We start from the raw sequence: 21,720 nt of genomic DNA on the forward strand, positions 1-21,720 counted from the left end.
GACGTATGCTGCGCTATAGCTCCGTCGGAGGCAATATCCGTTCTATATTTTGCTCGCGATGACATATCCGTACTTCTATGCCGAACTTCGCATGCAGATGCTCGGCCAGATGTTGGGCGGAATAGACGCTGCGGTGACGGCCGCCCGTACATCCGAAAGCAAACATCAGGTCGGTAAAACCGCGTCGGAGGTAACGCGCCACATGGGCATCCGCCAATTTGTAGACGCTGTCCAAGAACGTCAGAATCTCTCCGTCCTCTTCCAAAAAACGGATAACGGGTTCGTCCAAGCCCGTCAGGGCTTTGTACGGTTCATATCTTCCGGGATTGTGCGTACTGCGGCAATCGAACACATAACCGCCTCCGTTCCCACTAGTGTCTTCGGGAATCCCCTTCTTATAGGAGAAACTGAACACGCGCACGACCAACGGCCCCCGGCCATCGTATCGGGAAACCGAAACCGGCCCGATGTCCGCACGGAGCACATCGGCTGCACGCTCCATTCCCGTATCCTTTCCGCACGGTTCGTCCGGCTGTGCGGAAACTTCTGTCCGGAAAGCGGGCAAATCCACCATCCGGCTCAACACGTCATATAAATAAGGATAAGGACATTCGCCCTCCGAGAGCCACTCGCGCAAGTTCCGTATGGCCGGGGCGATGCTGTCTAAGAAATGCTTCTTCCGCTCGAAGTACCCCCTGAAACCGTATGCCCCCAACACCTGCAACGTGCGGAACAAGACGAACAGCCGCATGCGTTCACGGAACCGTCCTTCGTCCACGTCCGTGTACAGCCGTGCCGCATCGAGGTACGTCGCCATCAGCTCGTGGCGCAGCTCCGGGGCGTAATGCGCCGAAGCCTGCCACAGGAAACTAGCCACGTCATACTCCACCGGCCCGCGCCGCCCGCCTTGGAAGTCGATGAAACGGGGCTGCCCGTCCCTGTCCAACATGACGTTACGCGCCTGGAAATCCCGGTATTGGAACGCGTGCCTGTCCGGGTCTCCCACCAAATCCTTGGCCATCTCCGAAAACGCCTCTTCCAACTTCACCTCGTTAAAGTCCAGTCCCGTAGTCTTCAAGAAGCAATATTTAAAATAGTTCAAATCGAAGAAAACAGCCGTCCTGTCCATGGAAGCCATCGGGTAACACCGCCCGAAATCCAAGCCTTCCGCCCCGACAAACTGGATGCGTGGCAATTCCGCTATCGTCCGCCGCAACAGTTCCTTCTCTTCAGGAGCGTAACGGCCGCCTTTTTCGCGGCCTTCCGACAGCACGTCGAACAGGCTGCGATGCCCCAAATCGGTTTGCAAATAGCACAAACGGCTCGTCGAAACAGCCACAACCCGGGGCATAGGCAACCGTTTCTGCCCGAAATGCCCGGCCAAATAAATGAAAGCCTCGTTCTCCTCCCGTGACGTACCCACCACGCCTATCAGGGAATCCCCTTCGGCATCCCGGAACCGGTAATACGTACGGTTGCTTCCGGCTCCGGGCAACTGCTCCACACTTTGCGGCGCACAGCCCCGCCAGTCTTCGTATAATCGCAACAACTCTTCCATGTCTCTCAGTCTTTATGTCTCCAAATGGCCATCACCTTACGCTGTATGGCACATACGTTCAGCACGCTGACCGCCACGCAGAGCACCACACCCAAGGCGCATGCAGGCCAAAGGCTTGCCTCCTCCATCTGGGGAAACAACAATAGAATCATATCCAGATAATAACCGCGAAGCCACGTCAGCAAGCCAATGGCCAACAACAATACCAGCACGTTCATTCCTACCGTCAGGATCTGATAAGGCAGACCGACCCGCCAAGGGCTGTAACCGATGAGCAGCAGGTTCTCCAGCTTCGTCGTATTCTTCTGCACCAACAGATAAATGCTCAGCATCAGGATGTAGAATGACAAGACGCTGATGAGTAGTCCTACGCTCATCACCACACCCGACACGATTTTCAGGAAATAAGTGGTCTTTCCGGCATCCAGCTTGTCTTCTTCCGTATCATATCCCTTTTGCTGCAAGAAACGCGCGATGGCATCATCTGCCGGGTTGTACACTTCAACGATAAGCCGTGTGGGACCGGCATCCCCGTCCGGGGCATACAGCCTGTTGCTCCACTTCATGAAACTCTCGGGCACCAAGATGGTGTTCAGCCGATTGCTGAAACCGATGACCCGTCCTTTCATCACGCTCTCCCGGCCATTGCCCCGCAAACGTACGTTCAAGTCCAGCATGCTGACCACTCCTTCCGAAAGCTTAGGCAGCGAACGGCTTTGGGCAAAGCCGAAATTGTAAATCGTCAGGTAGCTGCGCGGCAAAATGATGGGCACCACGGGGTCACCATCCGCGAAGTGCCAGTCTTTCAGGTCTGCGTCCACAAAACGGTCGGGCACGGATTCAAAGAACATTTCCGTACTCATGTAAGCCATGCCTTCTACGCCCATGCTCGCACTCACCTTATATCGGCTTGAAGTGAAAGCCCCTACGCTTTTGCAAAACTTCTGCGCCTTGATTTCATCGATGTCCGCCGCAGAAAACGTATTGCTCCGGCCACTGAAAGAGCTGACCATACTGATCCGCTTGGAGACAATCAGATAATCTTTCTTGATGAAACTGTCGCCCTGCGTGAAAACAGGCAGGACGTCATAATAAAATTGTACACTCAACAGGACGATGAGCATACCCAACAAATTGGCAAAGAAGAAACCTGCAAACTGAGGTACGCTGACGTGCCGACGCAATAATTTCCAAACCAAACTCATAACCTGAATGTCTTTTCGTAATCTAATGCGATATGCTTGCCGATACTGGTCACGATGACACCCGCTCCCTGCGAGCGGGCTTCCTCCATCATGATTTCTCCCATCGTCTTTCCGTTCTCTTCGTCCAGATGGCTTATCGGTTCGTCAGCCAACAAGAAATCGAAAGGCTGCACCAAAGCCCGGATCATGGCCACCCGCTGCTGCTGGCCGAAACTCATGCGGCTTATCGGAGCATGCAACTTGTCGCCGATGCCCAACGCGTCGAACCAAGCTTCTATCTGTTTTTTCTTCTTGAATCCCGTCAAATTGTTTTTAATCGCCACGTTCTCGTAAGCCGTCAACTCGGGAAATAAACGGAGTTCCTGAAACAAATGACTCAACGAACGTTTCCGAAGCTCCACCCAATCCTTCACCTTATAATTGCGGATGTTCTTCCCGTCAAAGCTGATGATACCCTGATAGTCGTTACGATAACCGATGATATAACTGCAAAGGGATGATTTGCCGGTACCGGAACCTGCCTCGACCAAATACAAATGCCCCCGCTCGAACGTCACTTCCCGGTGCCAAATCTCGCTCCGGATGTCGTCCCGTAAGGCAAACACCTCCGGCAACGCATTCTTCAATTCTATCTTGTCCATTATTTCAATAAATCCTTCAATAGATTCCGATTCCCACGCGTATGCAACTCCAAGGTCAGACGGCGGGCGTCGGACGACCTCAGCACTACTGCATCGAACAAATCCAATATCTTTCGGCCTTCGTCCACTCCGCTTTCCCGGCACAACGCACCCATCATCGGGTCACGTTTGACCTGTTCCAAATTCACCCATAAGAAGAAACGGCTGTCCTTTATCCGGCTGTTCCATTCCGAGAGGGTCTCTGTCTCCGGACCGCTTACCCAACCCGTCATTTCCTCTTCAGGCGTGACGTAGAGCGTCTCCCCTTCTACCCCGAAATAGGTCTGTACGCCATTGGCTGCCAAATAAAAGCGGTCGCTCCCGAAATCACGGAAAGTCCATGCGCCGCTTCGCGCAGCGCTTTCCTTCCAATATGCGGCTTCTTTCAAAAAGTCCTTCTCTGCCAGATGGGCCGTCACGAGGACATTACCGGGATTTTGCAAGGCAGAAGCCGGAACGGTAACAGCCACGTCCCCCTTGATGCTGCGAATAATCAAGTCTGCATCCACACCCATGTTCAGCCCGATCAGGAACGTACGCGCCACGGGATTCTGCCGCAACATCTCCAACAAAGAGCCGCCGTCCACATTCACGCAAGCCCACGCCAAAGCATCCTCCGGCACCCGTCCGGCAAATTCGCCGTCCAACGGTTTGCCCAAGAAAGCCAACCGCTCATAATACTTATTGATGTCACTGTTCTGCGAACTGATTTCCGCCTCCATAGTCACCCCGTGCGGAGAGAGGTTCAAACCGGCACAGACATACACATCGCTCAGATTCGCATGCTCGGGCAAGCCCTCCAAAAATTCCACACCGCGAAAGTTGGGCAACACGTCCAACCGCGACACGACGCGGAAAGAAGCATCCTTACGGTCCAACTCAGCAAAGAGGGGCGAAGACATCCCGCTTTCCGCCTCTTTCTGCCTGAAACAAGCCAGCATGTCATAGCGCAACGCATCCATGTCGGCTTTCAGTCCCGGCCCCATCATAAGCAACGCACCGTCACCGAAACCCACCATCCAACTGCCGTCCCATACCGTCCAAGAGTAGCCCCGGTAGTCTTCCACAGGCGTGCACCGGCCTTTCTTTGCGGCCTCATCCAACAAACGCCGCAAGTCTGCCTCGTCGCAGACAGCGGCCAACAAGCCTACGTATTCTTTGGAAGAAACAAAGGCATACATTTTCTTCGACCAGTCGATTCCGGTCTGTCCGGGTTCCAGTCCTTCCGGCAACAGTTTCTTCCAATCCTGCATGCCCATGTCGTTTTCTTCCGACAAGCGCACCCAGTCTACGGCTGCCAAAGCCAAGGGACGCGATGGCAAGGTACGGCGGTAATCGTCTGCCGTGAAAAACCTGTAAAGCCCCAGTGAAAGCGCCAAAACCAACACCACGGCTGCGCCCCATATCCATTTCTTTTTCATTTTATCTCAGTATTGTGTTAATCTTGCAAGCTTTTACATGCGGGCATGGTGGATGTGCATCAGATGAACCGCCACCAACGCCGCCGTCTCCGTACGCAGGCGGCTCCGGCCCAAACTTACGGAACGGAAACCGTGAGCCTGCGCCAACCGCACCTCGTCGATGCTAAAATCCCCTTCCGGCCCCACCAATACCAAAGCATCCTGTCCGGCATCCAATTCGTCCAACAGAAAAGGCTTTCCGCCGTCCATGGCCTTGTCTTCGGATGCTTTGGCCACACCGGCCACATCGGCTTCGTCATAACAATGCGCGATGAACTTCTGTCCGGCGAAGGGGCGGGCCACAAAACGCTTGAAATCCTCCATCTCGTTCAATAGCGGTTTACGGGCCTTGTGGCTCTGCTTCATGGCCGACACCAAAATCTTGTCTATGCGTTCCGTCTTGACCACTTTGCGCTCCGAGTAGCGGCAATCCAAAAACGTCAACTCGTCGAAGCCGATCTCGGTAGCCTTCTCCGCCAACCACTCTATCCGATCCATATTCTTGGTAGGCGCCAAGGCCAAATGCAGGTGCCCGCTCCACTCCTTGGGATGCGGAACGGCTTCCAAGACCTTAAAGAGGCAACGTTTTCCGGTGGCCGTCGTAATCTCGGCTTTATAAAACATTCCTTTCCCGTCGGTCAGACGAATCTCATCGCCCGCCTGCAAGCGCAAGACCCGCAAGCAATGCGCGGCCTCATCTGCCGGCAGTTCGGCATCCACCGCGACGTCCGGTGCATAAAAAAAACGGATTTCCTTCATTTTCGTCGTTCTATTTCGTCACGCAACTGCGAGGCCAGTTCATAGTTCTCGTCTTCCACAGCCCTTTTCAACGCCTCTTTCAATGCATCCACGCTCACCGAATTTACCGGGATGGAATACATTCCGTCTCCTACTTCGCGCATATACTGGTGCTCCAGCAACGCCTCGCCGATGGTAATCGGGCAATCGAACGTATAGGCCAGAATCAGGCAATCGGACGCCTTGCAATAACGAATCATGTGAAAAACGCTTTCTTGCCGGTAAAGGACGTGACAATAGGTTACGCCTCCCTCCACAGTGGCTATGCGCACTTCTTCTATGCTCATATTGCATTGCATGAAAGCCGCCCGCATAATGTCGGACATGGAAGAGGGCAAAGCATTCTTTTTATTCCCTTTCATCTTCATCAACAAGAGGTAAGCCTCGCTTCTCTCTATCAAGACCGGCAAGATACGTTCACCGTCCTTTTCCTTCAGGACAGCTATGTATGCAGCACCGTCTTCCGTACATTTGGACACGGTCACCACTTTCAGTTCTTTTATCGCCTCATTCATCTTCCGCATTCATCTTTAACTACATGTTTATACTTAAAAAATATGGCAAACAAGGCTGCTACGACCAAAGCGTAGGCTGCAAATATATACCAACAGGTGTTCCACCCGGCTATGACCTCTTGTCCGGAGGCCGTTTCCGGCAAAGCGTACACAAAACGATTGATGACGGCCTGAGCCGACAACGTTCCTATGGTTGCACCCAAACCATTGGTCATCATCATGAACAATCCCTGCGCACTACTGCGTATGCTGATGTCCGTCTCCTTGTCGACAAACAAGGAACCCGAAACATTGAAAAAGTCGAAAGCCACCCCGTAAACCAGCATGGACAGGACAAACAACCACACGCCCGACCCGGGATTGCCCAAGGCGAAGAACCCGAAACGGAACACCCACGCCAACATCGCTATGAGCATCACCCGCTTGATGCCGAAACGCCCCAAAAAGAACGGTATCAACAAAATACAAAATGTCTCACTGATTTGGGATATGGAAATCAGGATATTGGCATGCTGCACCCCGAACGTATCCGCATATTCGGGAATCCCCCCGAAAGAGAAGATGAAGGGACTGGCAAAACCGTTGGTGATCTGCAAACAGATGCCCAGACACATGGAAAAGATGAAAAACAAGGCCATACGCTTTTGCCGGAACAGCGTAAAGGCACGAAGCCCCAAAGCCTCCACCACGCTCTTGCGTTCCGCCGCATGGCTTACCGGACATGCCGGAAGGGTCAAGGCGTAAGCCGCCAACAACAAGCTCAGAACACCGGAAAAGGCGAACTGTCCCGCATTCTCCTGCATACCGCCCAAATCTACGGCCCACATGGAACAAATGAAACCGACCGTACCGAACACGCGTATCGGCGGGAAGTCTTTCACCGTATCCAGACCGGCTCCCTCCAAGGCGGAATAAGCCACGGAATTGGCCAACGCGATAGTGGGCATAAAGAAAGCCACGCTCAACGAATAAAGAGTGAACAAGGTGGAAAATGAAGCTTCCGCGCCGGCTTCAAACCCATAAAGCGAAGCTCCCAGCATGAAAACGCCCGCCAGAAAATGACAGAGGCTCAACACCTTTTGCCCCTGCATCCAACGGTCTGCAATAATACCTATCAGCGCGGGCATGAACAAAGACACGATGCCCTGAACCGAATAAAACCAACCGATATTCTCGGCCATACCGATTTTCACCAAATAACTTCCCATCGAGGTCAGATAAGCCCCCCACACGGCGTATTCCAGGAAGTTCATCACCGTCAAGCGCATCTTTAATTTCATAGCTCTCACGTTTTATGTATTCCACAGTCTATTATGATATGCAAACTTACACAAAAAAATCCGTTTCCATGCCGGTGCGGACAAAAAAAGCGACACAAATATCCATTAAAAAATCCCAAACCACGGATTACCTCAACCTGCAACGCAACACCACGTGGTTGCCGTCTTCCGACACGGGCGCACCGGGCACTACATCCGGATGCCGACGTACAAGTTCCAGGAACCGCGCAGCGGAAGGCACGATCAGCACTTCTCCCTCACGCCCGACGTACAAGTCCGGAAAGACATCCCGGTACGGCCCCGACATACGCCGTTCCCCGTCCGGGGCAAACACAGCGACGTGCTGACGGGCCTCGTGCAAATAAAACAACACCAAACCGTCACCGCCCCACGCGCCGCCCATCAGCACGTCGTAAAGAAACATGTTCCGCATGTATTCCTCCTGGCCTTTCATGCCTCCGGGCATGGGAGAGGCGAAACGGACGGCGTATGCCGTCCTCACGCTGTCGGCCTGTCCGTCCCACACGTGGACGGCATTCCTTGCGCCGTCGAAGCCGAACACCTTGCCGCCGGCCTTTTGCAAAGGGAAATAGGCCGTCGACATGGCATAGTCCCGACGCACTCCGACCCACTTGCCCCGTGCATGAAATTCGGGGTCGAAAGCATAAAACAAATAAGCCATCTCGCCTTCGGAGTAGGTGGCGTCTTCCGTCGAACCGACAAAGCCTTCCGGACAAGAGGCTATCTTCCAGACCAACCAAGGACTGACATCTTTCTTGCCGACAAACCGTCCCTGTAAATCATACATATACACCTCCCGGGGGCCGCAGAGAATGACCACACGTCCGCGGTCGCGGTCTACCGTAAAATCCGAGGCACGCTCGTATTCGCCGTGCCCGTGCCCCACGATTCCGATGCGACGCAGAAACGTCCCTTGTCCGTCGAAGACGAACACCGCCTTCCGTTGGCCGTCCAGCACATAATAGTTTCCATCCACGACTTCCACCTTACTCACATACCCTAAAAGGCATTCGTCTTTTGTCTCCAACGGGACAACGCCTACCACCTCGAAAACGTCGCCGAATCCTAACGTATCCATCCCCGTCTCCGTCAAATCGAGCACCACGCCCTCCTGCCCGTCTCGCATCCGCGTGCACGACAGGCACAAGCAAACTGCTGTTCCAATCCAAACTTGTTTCATCGACATACACTCTATCATATTTCATCGGATGTAAAGATAAATAAAACCCAAGAAAGGTACAAGATTTCCGCTCGTACAGCACACCTAACCCTCTTAAAATGAATTAGAAAAAAAAGCTTTAAATAACATCATCGGGCATCCTCCACAACCCATAAAATCAATCTGCGCCAAACGATTTTCCGTTCTCAGCCAAACGATTTTTCATTCTGCTGAGATTGATTTTCCATTCTCAGCAGAATGATTCATGTAAATAAAGAAGAGCGAAAAGCACCGGCAAGAGCACGGAACTTATTCTTCCGGTGCGGAAGGCCATTTGAAACGGAACATATACAGCCGCTCCCCCTCTTCGTCAGGCACCACATAGGAATAATAATAAGGAGCCACATAACCGGCCATCCGGAATCCCAGGGGAACGTCTACATCGCCTACCAAAACTCCATCACGGTAGACCTGCAACCCGTCCGTAGCCGAACCGCCGCCTTTCCGGTAAGAACGGAACAACAATCCCGTCTCGTCCACATATTCCACAGCATTATAAAAGCCCCTCGACATACGCTCGGCCAACCTTTCCTTCCAAGGCTGGTCATAACTGTCCCAACGGAGGTAGTTCAAATCCATGTCCCGTCCGGCAAAGCCGAAACAGGCCAACTGGTTATAATCATGGTCGTAACGGTACATTAAAGAATCGGCCTCGAACGACACGTAAAAATCCCCATTGTCCGCAATATCGAAATTCAGTTGAGCAAAAAGCGTTTTGGTGAGAGGCTTGTCGTAATAACTCTCAGGATAGCCGAATGCCAACAATCGCCCGAAGTCATGTTTTCCTAAGTCTATTTCCCGTATATTAGCAGCCTTGTCGAGATAAATCCCCGTATCTTCCAAATAATCATACCCCCACAAATCATGTACTGTACTATAAATCTTATTCCCATGGGAACGGAAGTGCATGTCCGACCCGTGCGCGTAATACAGCGGATCTGAAAAGACGCTTTCGTCCAACTGGTCCTTGTCCTTGCGTCCATTGTAGGAAATGAAGAAATGGTCTTTGAAAAGGAAATCCTTGTCATAGGAATAATACCACCCACTGGAATTACTGAGCAAAATTCCACCTCCGTCAAGCATGCAACATCCGTACACCTGCCCTACTTCCGTTTCATTGCGGGCATGTCCCACCCCCAGTTTCTTATCACGCAACCGTCCCGTGGGTTCATAACGGTATAGCACACAAAGTTTCTTATCCACCACGTACAGATAGTCATCGCAAACTCCGGATTCAATCATATAAGACGTGGGCACCGTATCCAACCACAAGGTATCCACCGACAAGGAAGTCACGGAGATTTCGGCCACAGCATCGGGAGGAAGGCGAAAACTGGGGTTCTTATCTTTGCACCCGTGGCACAAAGCTCCCAAAAGCAAAAAAATCCAAGTTTTTTTCATGATATTCTCTATTTAACGGAACAAACATACGGAAAAATCACGCCGGAAACAAAAAAAAGAATCGTATTTTTTCGGAACCGCTCCCTCTCATACGCTCCGGACTGAAAAGGGGGCACACCCGAACGGATGTACCCCCTTAAAAAAAAGAAGGTTGTCATCTCGACAACCAATCTTTCATTAACCTTAAATCTAATACCATGAAAAACACAGTGCAAATATACGGCTTTTTTCATTCACGCAATAGCTAAGCACAAAAAAATGTATGGTATTTAACTTTATTTTTCATTTGACCCTTGTTTTTCACTCCACATAGAGTACCAACCCCTTCAAATATTCCCCTTCGGGGTGGTAGATATTGACGGGATGGTCGGCCGGTTGATGCAACTGGTGAAGGATACGCACGCGACGTCCGCTCTGCGCAGCGGCGGTAAAAACAGCGGTACGGAAATGGTCCTTGCTTACCACCTGCGAACAACTGAACGTGAACAGGATGCCGCCCGGCTTGATTTTACTGAAAGCCTTGGCGTTCAAACGCGCATAGCCTTTCAGAGCCTGCCGAAGCGCATCCTTATGTTTGGCAAAAGCCGGAGGGTCGAGAATAATCAAATCATACTGGTCTCCCATCGCATCCAAATACTTGAAAGCGTCTTCGGCATACGCCTCGTGGCGGGCATCGCCCGGAAAGTTCAATTCCACGTTGGCGCGGGTCAGGTCTATCGCCTTGGCCGAACTGTCCACGGAATGCACCAACGTGGCTCCGCCACGCATGGCGTACACGCTGAATCCTCCGGTATAACAGAACATATTCAGCACGGCACGCCCGTGGGCATAATGCTCCAGCAGCGAACGATTGTCACGTTGGTCTACGAAGAATCCTGTCTTCTGGCCTTTCAACCAATCTATATGAAACTTCAAGCCGTTCTCTACCGCTACGTTTTCCGTGCTTCCACCCACGATAAAACCGTTTTCCTGCCCCAGTTCCGCCTTGAAAGGCAGAGTGGTTTCGCTCTTATAGTACACGTTTTCCACTGTTCCGCCCGTCACGGCCACAAGTGCCCGTGCTATTTCGTGACGCGCCACGTGCATGCCCACGCTATGAGCCTGCATGACGGCTGTCTTTCCATACACATCCACCACCAGCCCAGGCAAACAGTCTCCTTCGCCATGCACCAAACGATAGGTATCATTTCCCTTTTCATGTCCGGCCACTCCGATAGCGCATCGCAAGTCGTAAGCCACTCGCAGTCGGTCTTCCCAATAGGCTCCGTCCACCGCTTTGTCCTCGAAATCCAGCACCCTGACGGCAATGGAACCGATTTGCCAATGCCCCACGGCTATAAAATCGCCCTCGGACGTCAACACACGTACCACCTCCCCTTCTTCAGGCTCTCCCTCTATATGATGGATGGCTCCGGAAAAAATCCAGGGATGGAAACGCTCCAGACTTTCTTCTTTTCCTTTCTTTAAATATAAATTCTTATACATAGTCTTTACCCTCATTTATTTATGATTCCTGCACTACGGCAAGTTCATAGTCATTATTTTCTTTCAATGTTTCCAGTTCCCGATACAACCGTATGCACGCCCAAGCATCGGTAGCCGCATACAGTTTCTGCCCCTCGGTCAGCACGTCCGCCTCCCAGTTGGTGAGACGCTGCCCTTTACTGATCTTCTGCCCGAAGATATTGGCATACAGCTTCTGCAGGCTCATGTCCTCAATACCAAAAGCACGGACATAATCCTGCAAATCCAGGAAGGCCCGAGGCTCGAACTCGCCACGCTTATGGAGCGAGGCAAAGTCGTCACGCAACGACAAACCGACTTTCAAGACATTTTCGTCCTGTAACAAACGTTTCACACTTTCGGTCACTCCGATATGATTCAAACGAAACAGGAAACAAGTATCATCGGTAGATACCTGCAACAAAGCTACCTTATTCGTGCATCCCTTGCGGAAAGAAGGGCGCGTTTCTGTATCTACTCCCAAAACAGCCGAAGCCAACAAATAATCTACAGCCCGAGACGCTTCCGCCTCCGTCTGAATCACAAAAATACGCCCCTCGAACAGGGCACGCGGCAAAGCCGATATAAGTTTCTTGTCAAACTTACTATACAGTGTTTTCATCTTATTTTGAAAAGGTTAATCTACATCTAATTCCTCATCTTCATCGTCTTCGGGACTGTACCTGACACGATGGAGAGCCCGCATGGCATTCGTCAACGTTTGCCCCCAATACAGCACGAACGCGTTCCGGACTTCCGCCACGGCCTCGTACATGTTTTCCTCCAAACCGATGCGGTAGGTCTCCACAAAGTTCTTCAATGCCTGATAAATATCCGCCAAATCCTCTGAAATTGTTTTTACGGCCGGCTCGTCGCTGAATTTCACTCCCTCGTTGCAAAAATCCAGGTAATCGTCCTTCTCGCCCAATAAGGCAGAAAGTGTCAGACGGACAAATTCGTAATCCTGCTCCGAAACGAAAGCTTCGGGAAGAAAGTCCTCTGCGCCCTCAATATCCTCCAACAAGGCAGCCTTCAAATAGAGTAAAGGCAAGAGTTTTAATACGGTATCCGTGAAATCCCGGCACTTCCTCCCTTCCGATTGTTCCAAATAGGCACAAAATTCGGCTGCCACGGTTACAAATTCCACAGTATTCCGAGAATATACTATCGTTTTCTTATCATTCACATTCATGGTGCTCTCTCATCATTTTCTAAAAACCGCAAAGCTACAAAAATTTGAGCGAAAAAATAGCAAAATTGATGATTTTCATTTACTTTTGTAGTTGTTTTCATACCGACAAGCCAAGATGAGTAAAAAAAATCCGACGATACAAACAACCAAATTAGGAAACAAAGTACAGAAAGGAAAAGGAAAAAAGCCCGAAAAAAAGACAGAAGCGGAAGAACATGTGCTGAATGCGGGAGAAGAACCGGTAGGCCATAAGGAAACCATACGCTTTTTTTTCGGACTGGTACTCTTAATCCTGGCTCTTTTCATGCTGTTGTCTTTCACCTCCCACCTGTTTACCGGCGCGGAGGACCAATGTCTCATAGAACAAGGGGCAATGGAGGGATTCCTGAATTATGCCGGAGCCGTGGGAGCCTACTGCGCCAACTATTGGATAAACCGCTGTTTCGGATTCTCGGCCTTCATCCTTCCCGTTTTTCTGATTATTGCAGCCATGAAACTGACCCGCGCCTATAAGGTCAGGCTTTGGAAATGGTTTCTGAACTGTTCCATACTCATCATCTGGCTTTCTGTTACCTGTTCCTATTTCTTTCAACAAACGTTTGAAGGTCTGAGTGGTTGGAACTTCATCAACCCCGGCGGCGACCACGGCTTATTTATCAGTAACTGGCTCAACCAACGTATCGGCAAGGTGGGCACGTTTATGGTACTGCTCCTGACCGCTGTCGCCTACCTGGCTTACTTGAGCAGCGAAACGATACAATTGGTACGGCGAATCCTGAATCCGGTGGACTACATCAAGTCGAAACTCCCGGCAAAAGCAGCAGACGGGGAAACCGAACCGGCTGAAGATTCTGCCGCCCCGGAAACCGCCGACGACACTGCCGACTGCATAAAAGAGGAGGAAGAGTATCCCGTTCAAACCACCATAAATTTCGACATGGACGCCTCGCTTAAGGAAGAGAAAGAGGACGAAACGAACGAAGAAGAAGAAACGGATGATCCGGACAAACAGTCCGATTCCCCAAAAGCAACTCCCGAACTGGACATCGTGGAAACAGAAAAAGAGGAACTTGCCGACGCGAGCGGCATGGGAGCCTTGGAACCTTACGACCCGAAGCTGGATTTGGAAAATTACCATTACCCTACGCTCGAACTGTTGGACAAACGTAACGATGAGGACGCGCCCATCGACATGGAAGAGCAAAACAAGAACAAAGACCAAATCATTGAAGTGCTCCAGAATTTCGGCGTAGGCATATCTTCCATAAAAGCTACGGTGGGACCGACCATCACGTTGTACGAAATCACTCCGGCAAAAGGAGTACGCATCTCACGTATCAAAAATCTGGAGGATGACATCGCATTGAGCCTGAGCGCACTGGGCATCCGTATCATCGCTCCCATACCGGGCAAAGGGACTATCGGTATAGAAGTGCCGAATGCACGGCCCCGCATGGTGTCGATGGAAAGTATTCTGAACAGCCGGAAGTTCCGTGAGTCAGACTACGAACTGCCCATCGCATTAGGTAAAACCATCACGAACGAGGTTTTTATGGTGGATTTGGCCAAAATGCCTCACCTTTTGGTGGCCGGTGCCACCGGACAGGGTAAATCTGTCGGACTGAATGCCATCATTACGTCCTTATTATATAAGAAGCATCCGGCGGAACTGAAGTTCGTCATGGTAGACCCGAAAAAGGTGGAGTTCAGCATCTACTCCCCCATCGAAAACCATTTCCTGGCGAAGATTGCCGACGGGGACGACGAGCCTATCATTACGGACGTACAAAAGGTGGTGGCCACGCTGAAAAGCCTCTGCTGTGAAATGGACACGCGCTACGACTTGCTGAAAAAAGCCCGTGCCCGTAATATCAAAGAGTATAACGCCAAATTCAAGAACCGCCAACTCAATCCTGAAAACGGGCATCGTTTCATGCCTTACATCGTAGTCGTCATCGACGAGTTCGGAGATCTGATTATGACGGCCGGAAAAGAAATAGAACTGCCTATCGCCCGCATCGCACAATTGGCCCGGGCCGTGGGAATTCACATGATCATCGCTACCCAGCGCCCGACCACCAACATCATTACGGGTACCATCAAGGCAAACTTCCCGGCACGAATGGCCTTTAAAGTAAGTGCTATGATCGACTCCCGTACGATTCTGGATCGCCCGGGAGCTAACCAACTTATCGGACGAGGCGACATGCTTTTCCTGAGCGGTAGCGAACCGGTACGGGTACAATGTGCTTTCGTCGATACACCGGAAGTGGAGCGAATCACGACCTATATCGCCAAACAACAGAGTTACCTCGGCCCGTTCGAACTACCCAAAGTGGAAATGGAAGGGGAAGAAAGTAACGCAGGTGCTGTAGACATGACCCATCTTGACCCACTATTCGAAGAGGCCGCACGCCTTATCGTGGCTACTCAACAAGGTTCCACCTCTATGATACAACGTAAATTCGCTATCGGATACAACCGTGCGGGACGTCTGATGGACCAACTGGAAAAAGCAGGTATCGTAGGAGCGGCACAAGGCAGCAAGCCCCGGGAAGTGCTGTGTATAGACGATACCGACTTGGAGATGAGACTGAACAATTTAAGATAACCTGATAAAGAAACTGAAAAGATGAAAAAGATATTATGGACTGCGGCTTTGTGCCTTTCCCTTATCCCGGCAAAGGCGCAGCAAACACCCGATGCACGAAAGATACTGGACGAAACAGCCTCCCTGTTTACGAGCAAAGGTGGTGTCAAAGCTACTTTTAAAGCTGACAATTTCACCGAAGGCAACGTACAAGGAAGCGCCACGGGCACGATGTGCATTCAAGGCAATAAATTCCAAATGACCACACCGGATATGATTACCTGGTACAACGGCGAAACGCAATGGAGTTACATGAAAGCGAATGATGAAGTCAATGTAAGTGTACCGACTCCGGAAGAACAGCAAAGCATGAATCCCTACACGTTCGTCAACTTGTACAAAGAAGGATATCATTATCAACTCAAGGAAACGACCTTACGCGGAAAAAGCTGTTATGAAATCACGCTGACCGCCCGCAACAAACAGAAAAGTCCGCACACGATCATCCTGGATATCAACAAGGATAACCATAGTCTGATGTGCATCCGTATGCAACAACGTAAAAAAGGACAGTGGACACGTATCTCCATCCAACAGTTGCATACCGGACAATCGTTCGCAGCAACAGACTTCGAATTCAACCCGAAAGATTATCCGCAGGCTGAAATCATAGACCTGAGATAAGTCTGCTTATACATTAATTATATATACATACAAACCCCAAAAGATTATGGAACATATTCGTTGCTTAATTATCGGTTCCGGCCCTGCCGGATATACAGCGGCCATCTATGCAGGCCGTGCCAACCTTAACCCCGTATTGTACGAGGGCATACAGCCCGGCGGCCAGTTGACCACCACGACAGAAGTTGAAAATTTCCCGGGTTATCCCGAGGGTATAGCTGGTCCGGACCTGATGGAAGACTTACGCAAACAGGCCGAACGCTTCGGAACGGACATCCGTAATGCCATTGCCATTAAAGCGGATCTAAGCGAACGCCCCTATAAAATCACATTCGATAACGACAGTACTGTAGAAACCGATGCTCTTATCATTGCCACCGGAGCCACGGCCAAATACTTGGGACTGGAAGATGAAAAGAAATATGCCGGTATGGGTGTCAGTGCCTGTGCCACCTGCGACGGGTTCTTTTACCGTAAAAAAACTGTAGCCGTAGTGGGCGGCGGAGATACGGCTTGCGAGGAAGCCACCTATTTGGCCGGACTGGCAGCCAAGGTTTACCTGCTCGTGCGCAAACCTTTCCTCCGCGCTTCCAAGATCATGCAGGAACGCGTACTGGAAAATCCTAAAATAGAGGTACTATTCGAACACAACGCAGAAGGCTTGTTCGGCGAAAACGGAGTGGAAGGCGTACACGTGGTAAAACGCAAAGGAGAAGCCGACGAGCAACATTACGACATTGCTATAGACGGATTTTTCTTGGCCATCGGACACAAACCCAACTCGGACATCTTCAAACCGTGGGTGAAAACCGATGAAACCGGCTATATCCTTACTGAGGGCGACTCTCCACGCACCGGTGTACCCGGTGTTTTTGCGGCCGGAGACGTTGCCGATCCTCATTATCGCCAGGCCATCACAGCCGCAGGCAGCGGATGTAAAGCGGCCATCGAGGCAGAACGTTATCTGGCAGAACACAAGTTATAAAAGGCAATACATATAAGTAGAAACAGTGCATTCTTCCATTTTTATACGGAGAAAACTGTTGAAAAGTTTGGCGGAATGCACTGTTATTCGTAACTTTGCAGCCGATTTAGTCCAGAGAGGCTCAAAAAAGTGAAGCCACAACGGCATCCGCCTCATGGAAAAACCCGTTTAATCCATTAAAATGTACGCAATTGTAGAAATTAACGGTCAGCAGTTCAAAGCTGAAGAAGGCAAAAAGCTGTTTGTACACCACATTCAGAACGCCGAGGCTAACCAAGCTGTTGAATTTGAGAAAGTGTTGTTGGTAGACAACAATGGTAACGTAACCGTAGGCGCTCCCACCGTAGAAGGTGCAAAGGTGGTTTGCGAAGTTGTTTCTCCGCTGGTAAAGGGCGACAAGGTATTAGTGTTCCACAAGAAGAGAAGAAAAGGTTATCGTAAACTGAATGGCCATCGCCAACAGTTCACCGAAGTAACCATTAAACAAGTTATTGCTTAATCCTTAAAAGTTAGAAGAAAATGGCACATAAAAAAGGTGTGGGTAGTTCTAAGAACGGCCGTGAATCAGCATCACAGAGATTAGGCGTAAAGATTTTCGGTGGACAGAAATGTGTAGCCGGTAACATCATTGTTCGCCAGCGTGGCACAGTTCACTATCCCGGTACAAACGTAGGTATGGGTAAGGATCATACTCTTTACGCATTAGTAGACGGTGTAGTAACTTTCAAGAAAGGTTCCTACAAAGGTCGCCAAGACAGAAGCGTTGTTTCTGTAGAAGCTAAAGCTGAAGCATAATAACGAGTTTATTACAAACAGCATAAATAAAAGCCATTCCCAAAGGAATGGCTTTTATTTTATCCTTTGTAGAAAAGTCAGTCTCAACCGACCGACCTTGTCACCAGTACTTTGTCAATACGCGCTCCGTCCATGTCCATGATTTCAAATACGAAACTATTCCATTCCAACTTCTCTCCACTACGAGGAATACGCTGCAAGCGGTCGAGTATCAGACCGGCCAACGTATGATATCCGGAAGCTTCATATAAATCACCGCAGTCGAAATAACACAACAGGTCGTATAAAGAACATTGGCCGTCTACCAGCCAACCTCCGTTGTCTGCACGTTTGATGATTTCCGGTTCATCTTCTTCATTATCCATACTTCCCACAAGTCCTTCAAATATATCCTTCAAAGTAACCATTCCCACAAAGTCACCGAACTCATCGCAAATCAATGCGCGGCTGATTTTTCTCACCTTCATTTGTTCCAGAACTTTATAGATGCTCATTCCCTCGTGAAAATATACTGCCTCCCGTGCCAAATCACCGACTTTGAAGTCTTCGTCACTTAACTTCATCACCAAATCTTTTAGCCAAATCATTCCCTTCACATGATCCAAATCACCGTCTGCCACCGGATAAGATTCATATAAATCCCGTTTCAGCACCTCCTGTATCTCCCGGGCCGACATTGCAGTATCCAACCACACCACATCGCTTTTATGCGTCATGATAGAACCTATCTTCAAATCTCCCAACATGAAAACGCGCTGCATGATGTTCTGTTCCACGGGTTCTACAGCCCCTTCTTCCGCCCCCTCCTTAATGATAGATTTGATTTCTTCTTCGGTCACTTTTCCGTCATCTCCCTTTATTCCCAACAGATTAAAGATAAGTTCCGTACTCTTGGAAAGCAACCAAACGAAAGGAGAAGCTATCATCGCCAACACATTCATAGGTCGTGCCATCAACTTGGCCACGGCTTCCGCCACACTCAAACCGATACGTTTCGGCACCAGTTCACCGAAAATAATCGTAAGATAGGTCACCACCACCACAATCGTACCTTGCGCCAATACGGCAGCATAAGCAGAAGAGACACCACATGAAAGCATAAAATCCGTCAAGTCCGTAGCTATCTTATTACCGGAATAAATACCGGTCAAAATGCCAATCAGCGTAATACCAATCTGTACGGTAGACAAAAATCTGTCGGGATTACCAGACAGGTCCAAAGCTTTCTGTGCCGCCTTGCTCCCCTTCTTCGCATCCGTGGACAGACGGGACTTCCGCGCTGAAATCATGGCCACTTCCGACATCGAAAATACTCCGTTCAACAAAATCAATCCGATAATAATTAAAATCTCACTCATCTTACTTTTTCCGTCTATAATCTATAATTATTTATTTCCTTCATCAGTCTCCATAGAAATGGAATTCGGCGTTCTTAGAATGTCATGGCTATTACTTGAATAAACAAGATAAGAAAAACCATCGCAATGGGATAGACCGTAGCGTATGCCACACCGGGAATGTTGCTGTCCACCATAGAGTCTGCTGCAGCCAATCCCGGTGTACTCGTCATCCCTCCGGTAATCGTTCCTAAGAGATCCAACACCGAAACCTTAAAAATCAAACGTCCGACCACGACAGATACCAGCATAGGCACTATCGTAATAGCTGCTCCCACACCGAACAGTAGCCAACCGCTACTCTGGAATGTCTCGACTAAAGTTTTACCGGCAGAAGTACCTACCTCAGCCAAAAACAAAAGCAATCCCAACTGCCTAAGCAAATGATTGGAAGGCCCTGACATGGACCATAATATAGGACCGGTTTTTCCTATCGCACTCAACACCAAAGCCACGATAAGCACTCCTCCCGTCAACCCGGGAGAAAAAGACATTCCGTCGCCGAACGATATATTCAGCTTACCGAACAATACGCCCAATACGATTCCCATGGCAATAGGGAAAAAATCAGTATCGGACAGCAACTTGGCATTATTACCCAACATACAAGCCAAACCGTTCAATCCGTCTTTTTCGCCCACCACCATCAGTTTGTCTCCGAACTTCAAGGCCAAATCGGGTGAAGGGGCAAGATCTATACCGCTCCGCCTCACCCGCGTCACGGTACAGCCGAAGTTCTGATGCAAGTTTAAGTCTCCCAACTGCTTGTTAATCATATTTTTATTGGTCAACAGCAAAGACTGGATATCCTGACTCTCTACCAACGGCAATTCGCCCTCCTTACGCTCTCCCAGCAATACGCCTAATTGAGAAAGTGCATCCTCGCTCCCCACAGCCTGCACCCAGTCTTCGGCATGCAAAGATGTATGTCCCATCGGAATAAGAATCTCCCCTCCGGATTTGACCCGCGACACCACAGCACCCGTCATCCGTCCCACATTCAACTGTGCCAAAGTACGTCCGAAGACCTGAGGGTTCGTCACTTTGAATATGCAAGTCTGCAACTCCGGATACTTGCTACGCCGTTCGGCTTCCAGCCTACGGGCTTCCAGCCTACGGGCTTCCTGCTCAAGATCCACACGCAACATCTTCGGCAACAACTTGACAAAAAGTATCACCCCGATGACTCCGAACGGATAGGCAATACCGTATGCAATAGAAGCCAAAGGCGAGTTCGTACTGTCAATGGCCACGGCAAGTCCCGGTGTACTGGTCAACGCACCGGCTATCAACCCTACCACACTGGGAGTATCGATACCAAAAGCATATTTCAATCCTACGGCCGTCAACGAAGCCGAAGCCACTATCAACATAGTAATCAGAATCAACGTCTTGCCCTTCGTGCGAAAAGAATCAAAGAAACCGGGACCCGCCTGGATACCTATGGTAAAGATGAACAACACCAATCCGAAGTTGCCCAATTCCTTAGGAATAGAAACCCCGAAATGCCCGAAGAGCAAAGCAATGAAAATAACAGCCGACACATCAAGGGAAACTCCGCGAATTTTAATACGCCCCAGCATAAACCCCAAGGCCACAATGAGAAACAAGGCAAAATAAGAAGAATTCAATAGTTCTGTCCACATAGATTAATTGTAATGGATGTGTTTTGCAAAGATAGGGATAAAAACGAAAGTCCCCCAAAAGTTCCATTAAAAACTTTCAGAGGACTTCATTTTTATATGACCGCCACCCGAAGGTGACTTTCATCCATTACTCATTCATCGTCAGTGCAGCCCGGCTATTTCCAGCCTCTTCCACGGCTTTCACCGTCACTGCTACGTAATCGGAAGATGTCTTGAACTTAGGCATGTCCGGAGCTACGACCGTAATCACCATGTCATCTTCTCCATTCTCACCTACAAAGACATGATTGGTCGGATTGACACCGTAGTAATATACGCCCTTCTTGGCATCGAATTTGGATTCACCCGGCTTCAAGGCATTACCGAAGCTGAGTCTCAACACACCGTCCTTCACAGTGCAACGCACGGCTCTTGCTATCACGGAATCCTTGGCTTCCACGCTGAAACCATAGTTCTCTCCCTTTACAAAACGTACACGTGCCGGCACATTTACCCGAGCCTCGTTGAACGCTACCGTAGCCACTTCACTTGCATTTACGGCTGCCACCATCATCATGGCGCTAACCATTGTCATTAACTTCTTCATAATTTCAATCTTTTTACCTTTAATATATACTTGGCCTTCATGGCCTCTCCTAAAAACAATACAAAGATACGGAGGTTTCCTACCGAATACAAGCAAAAAGACCTCTTTTAACACGTATGGAGAAATAATATTGACTTATATCAAGAAATCCCGTTCATTCGTTTGTCTTTTATGGCAAAACAGTTACAATATGTTAGCAAACGGG

20 protein-coding genes are annotated in these 21,720 nt (G+C 49.8%); 5 read left to right on the plus strand and 15 right to left on the minus strand.

What is annotated here, in order from left to right; all coding sequences use genetic code 11:
- Positions 1-13 precede the first annotated feature (13 nt).
- The 12 genes from HMPREF9441_RS10600 to HMPREF9441_RS10660 all read right to left on the minus strand — a co-directional run bounded on the left by HMPREF9441_RS10600 (position 14) and on the right by HMPREF9441_RS10660 (position 12,832).
- Entirely contained in the window at positions 14-1,558 is a 1,545-nt protein-coding gene (locus HMPREF9441_RS10600; protein WP_008620964.1) for a RapZ C-terminal domain-containing protein, read from the minus strand.
- Positions 1,559-1,563: 5 nt separating this feature from the next.
- On the minus strand, positions 1,564-2,763 hold the full coding sequence (locus HMPREF9441_RS10605; RefSeq protein WP_008620965.1) for a hypothetical protein: 1,200 nt from the start codon (positions 2,761-2,763) through the stop codon (positions 1,564-1,566).
- A complete protein-coding gene (locus HMPREF9441_RS10610; protein ID WP_008620966.1) occupies positions 2,760-3,404 on the minus strand; it encodes an ATP-binding cassette domain-containing protein in 645 nt (214 codons plus the stop codon). The genes HMPREF9441_RS10605 and HMPREF9441_RS10610 overlap by 4 nt, the downstream gene beginning before the upstream one ends.
- Positions 3,404-4,864, minus strand: coding sequence for a DUF4836 family protein (locus HMPREF9441_RS10615; protein ID WP_008620967.1), 1,461 nt, complete (start codon positions 4,862-4,864; stop codon positions 3,404-3,406). The genes HMPREF9441_RS10610 and HMPREF9441_RS10615 overlap by 1 nt, the downstream gene beginning before the upstream one ends.
- Positions 4,865-4,897: 33 nt before the next feature.
- On the minus strand, positions 4,898-5,653 hold the full coding sequence (locus HMPREF9441_RS10620) for a 16S rRNA (uracil(1498)-N(3))-methyltransferase (protein ID WP_172634944.1): 756 nt from the start codon (positions 5,651-5,653) through the stop codon (positions 4,898-4,900).
- Positions 5,654-5,658: 5 nt separating this feature from the next.
- Positions 5,659-6,225, minus strand: a complete 567-nt coding sequence (locus HMPREF9441_RS10625; RefSeq protein ID WP_008620975.1) for a bifunctional nuclease domain-containing protein — start codon at positions 6,223-6,225, stop codon at positions 5,659-5,661.
- Positions 6,213-7,496: a nucleoside permease gene (locus tag HMPREF9441_RS10630; RefSeq protein ID WP_008620976.1), complete on the minus strand. Its 1,284-nt coding sequence runs from the start codon at positions 7,494-7,496 to the stop codon at positions 6,213-6,215. Before HMPREF9441_RS10630 ends, HMPREF9441_RS10625 begins: the two co-directional genes overlap by 13 nt.
- A gap of 127 nt (positions 7,497-7,623) precedes the next feature.
- The gene (locus HMPREF9441_RS10635) at positions 7,624-8,697 is read right to left on the minus strand and encodes a 6-bladed beta-propeller (protein WP_087943202.1); all 1,074 of its coding nucleotides are present in this window, start codon (positions 8,695-8,697) and stop codon (positions 7,624-7,626) included.
- 288 nt (positions 8,698-8,985) lie between these two features.
- Entirely contained in the window at positions 8,986-10,137 is a 1,152-nt protein-coding gene (locus HMPREF9441_RS10640; RefSeq protein ID WP_008620978.1) for a hypothetical protein, read from the minus strand.
- Between the two features lie 300 nt (positions 10,138-10,437).
- A complete protein-coding gene (locus tag HMPREF9441_RS10650; protein ID WP_039865200.1) occupies positions 10,438-11,622 on the minus strand; it encodes a class I SAM-dependent rRNA methyltransferase in 1,185 nt (394 codons plus the stop codon).
- Positions 11,623-11,641: 19 nt separating this feature from the next.
- A complete protein-coding gene (locus HMPREF9441_RS10655) occupies positions 11,642-12,262 on the minus strand; it encodes a 3'-5' exonuclease (RefSeq protein WP_008620982.1) in 621 nt (206 codons plus the stop codon).
- Between the two features lie 15 nt (positions 12,263-12,277).
- Positions 12,278-12,832, minus strand: a complete 555-nt coding sequence (locus tag HMPREF9441_RS10660) for a DUF5063 domain-containing protein (RefSeq protein ID WP_008620984.1) — start codon at positions 12,830-12,832, stop codon at positions 12,278-12,280.
- A gap of 115 nt (positions 12,833-12,947) precedes the next feature.
- Here HMPREF9441_RS10660 and HMPREF9441_RS10665 point away from each other — a divergent pair, with 115 nt between their 5' ends.
- From HMPREF9441_RS10665 to rpmA, 5 genes are all read left to right on the plus strand, one after another.
- The gene (locus HMPREF9441_RS10665; protein ID WP_008620985.1) at positions 12,948-15,443 is read left to right on the plus strand and encodes an FtsK/SpoIIIE family DNA translocase; all 2,496 of its coding nucleotides are present in this window, start codon (positions 12,948-12,950) and stop codon (positions 15,441-15,443) included.
- Between the two features lie 21 nt (positions 15,444-15,464).
- Positions 15,465-16,106, plus strand: a complete 642-nt coding sequence (locus HMPREF9441_RS10670; RefSeq protein ID WP_008620998.1) for a LolA-like putative outer membrane lipoprotein chaperone — start codon at positions 15,465-15,467, stop codon at positions 16,104-16,106.
- 46 nt (positions 16,107-16,152) lie between these two features.
- The gene (gene trxB / locus HMPREF9441_RS10675; RefSeq protein WP_008621000.1) at positions 16,153-17,091 is read left to right on the plus strand and encodes a thioredoxin-disulfide reductase; all 939 of its coding nucleotides are present in this window, start codon (positions 16,153-16,155) and stop codon (positions 17,089-17,091) included.
- A gap of 181 nt (positions 17,092-17,272) precedes the next feature.
- Positions 17,273-17,590: a 50S ribosomal protein L21 gene (gene rplU, locus HMPREF9441_RS10680; protein ID WP_008621002.1), complete on the plus strand. Its 318-nt coding sequence runs from the start codon at positions 17,273-17,275 to the stop codon at positions 17,588-17,590.
- Between the two features lie 20 nt (positions 17,591-17,610).
- A complete protein-coding gene (gene rpmA / locus HMPREF9441_RS10685) occupies positions 17,611-17,886 on the plus strand; it encodes a 50S ribosomal protein L27 (protein WP_008621003.1) in 276 nt (91 codons plus the stop codon).
- Positions 17,887-17,969: 83 nt separating this feature from the next.
- Here the strand turns inward: rpmA and HMPREF9441_RS10690 are convergent, their stop codons facing one another.
- The 3 genes from HMPREF9441_RS10690 to HMPREF9441_RS10700 all read right to left on the minus strand — a co-directional run bounded on the left by HMPREF9441_RS10690 (position 17,970) and on the right by HMPREF9441_RS10700 (position 21,515).
- Entirely contained in the window at positions 17,970-19,244 is a 1,275-nt protein-coding gene (locus tag HMPREF9441_RS10690; RefSeq protein ID WP_008621004.1) for a hemolysin family protein, read from the minus strand.
- 74 nt (positions 19,245-19,318) lie between these two features.
- Positions 19,319-20,929, minus strand: a complete 1,611-nt coding sequence (locus tag HMPREF9441_RS10695; protein WP_008621005.1) for an aspartate:alanine exchanger family transporter — start codon at positions 20,927-20,929, stop codon at positions 19,319-19,321.
- Between the two features lie 127 nt (positions 20,930-21,056).
- A complete protein-coding gene (locus HMPREF9441_RS10700; RefSeq protein WP_230315515.1) occupies positions 21,057-21,515 on the minus strand; it encodes a hypothetical protein in 459 nt (152 codons plus the stop codon).
- Positions 21,516-21,720 lie beyond the last annotated feature (205 nt).

It is taken from the genome of Paraprevotella clara YIT 11840 (assembly GCF_000233955.1).
GTDB classification, from domain to species: domain Bacteria; phylum Bacteroidota; class Bacteroidia; order Bacteroidales; family Bacteroidaceae; genus Paraprevotella; species Paraprevotella clara.

Excerpts from the sequence above, each read along its gene's own strand:
- HMPREF9441_RS10600 (WP_008620964.1), bottom strand. The coding sequence starts at position 1,558 with ATGGAAGAGTTGTTGCGATTATACGAAGACTGGCGGGGCTGTGCGCCG.
- HMPREF9441_RS10605 (WP_008620965.1), bottom strand. The coding sequence starts at position 2,763 with ATGAGTTTGGTTTGGAAATTATTGCGTCGGCACGTCAGCGTACCTCAG.
- HMPREF9441_RS10610 (WP_008620966.1), bottom strand. The coding sequence starts at position 3,404 with ATGGACAAGATAGAATTGAAGAATGCGTTGCCGGAGGTGTTTGCCTTA.
- HMPREF9441_RS10615 (WP_008620967.1), bottom strand. The coding sequence starts at position 4,864 with ATGAAAAAGAAATGGATATGGGGCGCAGCCGTGGTGTTGGTTTTGGCG.
- HMPREF9441_RS10625 (WP_008620975.1), bottom strand. The coding sequence starts at position 6,225 with ATGCGGAAGATGAATGAGGCGATAAAAGAACTGAAAGTGGTGACCGTG.
- HMPREF9441_RS10630 (WP_008620976.1), bottom strand. The coding sequence starts at position 7,496 with ATGAAATTAAAGATGCGCTTGACGGTGATGAACTTCCTGGAATACGCC.
- HMPREF9441_RS10635 (WP_087943202.1), bottom strand. The coding sequence starts at position 8,697 with ATGAAACAAGTTTGGATTGGAACAGCAGTTTGCTTGTGCCTGTCGTGC.
- HMPREF9441_RS10640 (WP_008620978.1), bottom strand. The coding sequence starts at position 10,137 with ATGAAAAAAACTTGGATTTTTTTGCTTTTGGGAGCTTTGTGCCACGGG.
- HMPREF9441_RS10650 (WP_039865200.1), bottom strand. The coding sequence starts at position 11,622 with ATGTATAAGAATTTATATTTAAAGAAAGGAAAAGAAGAAAGTCTGGAG.
- HMPREF9441_RS10655 (WP_008620982.1), bottom strand. The coding sequence starts at position 12,262 with ATGAAAACACTGTATAGTAAGTTTGACAAGAAACTTATATCGGCTTTG.
- HMPREF9441_RS10660 (WP_008620984.1), bottom strand. The coding sequence starts at position 12,832 with ATGAATGTGAATGATAAGAAAACGATAGTATATTCTCGGAATACTGTG.
- HMPREF9441_RS10665 (WP_008620985.1), top strand. The coding sequence starts at position 12,948 with ATGAGTAAAAAAAATCCGACGATACAAACAACCAAATTAGGAAACAAA.
- HMPREF9441_RS10670 (WP_008620998.1), top strand. The coding sequence starts at position 15,465 with ATGAAAAAGATATTATGGACTGCGGCTTTGTGCCTTTCCCTTATCCCG.
- trxB (WP_008621000.1), top strand. The coding sequence starts at position 16,153 with ATGGAACATATTCGTTGCTTAATTATCGGTTCCGGCCCTGCCGGATAT.
- rplU (WP_008621002.1), top strand. The coding sequence starts at position 17,273 with ATGTACGCAATTGTAGAAATTAACGGTCAGCAGTTCAAAGCTGAAGAA.
- rpmA (WP_008621003.1), top strand. The coding sequence starts at position 17,611 with ATGGCACATAAAAAAGGTGTGGGTAGTTCTAAGAACGGCCGTGAATCA.
- HMPREF9441_RS10690 (WP_008621004.1), bottom strand. The coding sequence starts at position 19,244 with ATGAGTGAGATTTTAATTATTATCGGATTGATTTTGTTGAACGGAGTA.
- HMPREF9441_RS10695 (WP_008621005.1), bottom strand. The coding sequence starts at position 20,929 with ATGTGGACAGAACTATTGAATTCTTCTTATTTTGCCTTGTTTCTCATT.
- HMPREF9441_RS10700 (WP_230315515.1), bottom strand. The coding sequence starts at position 21,515 with ATGAAGAAGTTAATGACAATGGTTAGCGCCATGATGATGGTGGCAGCC.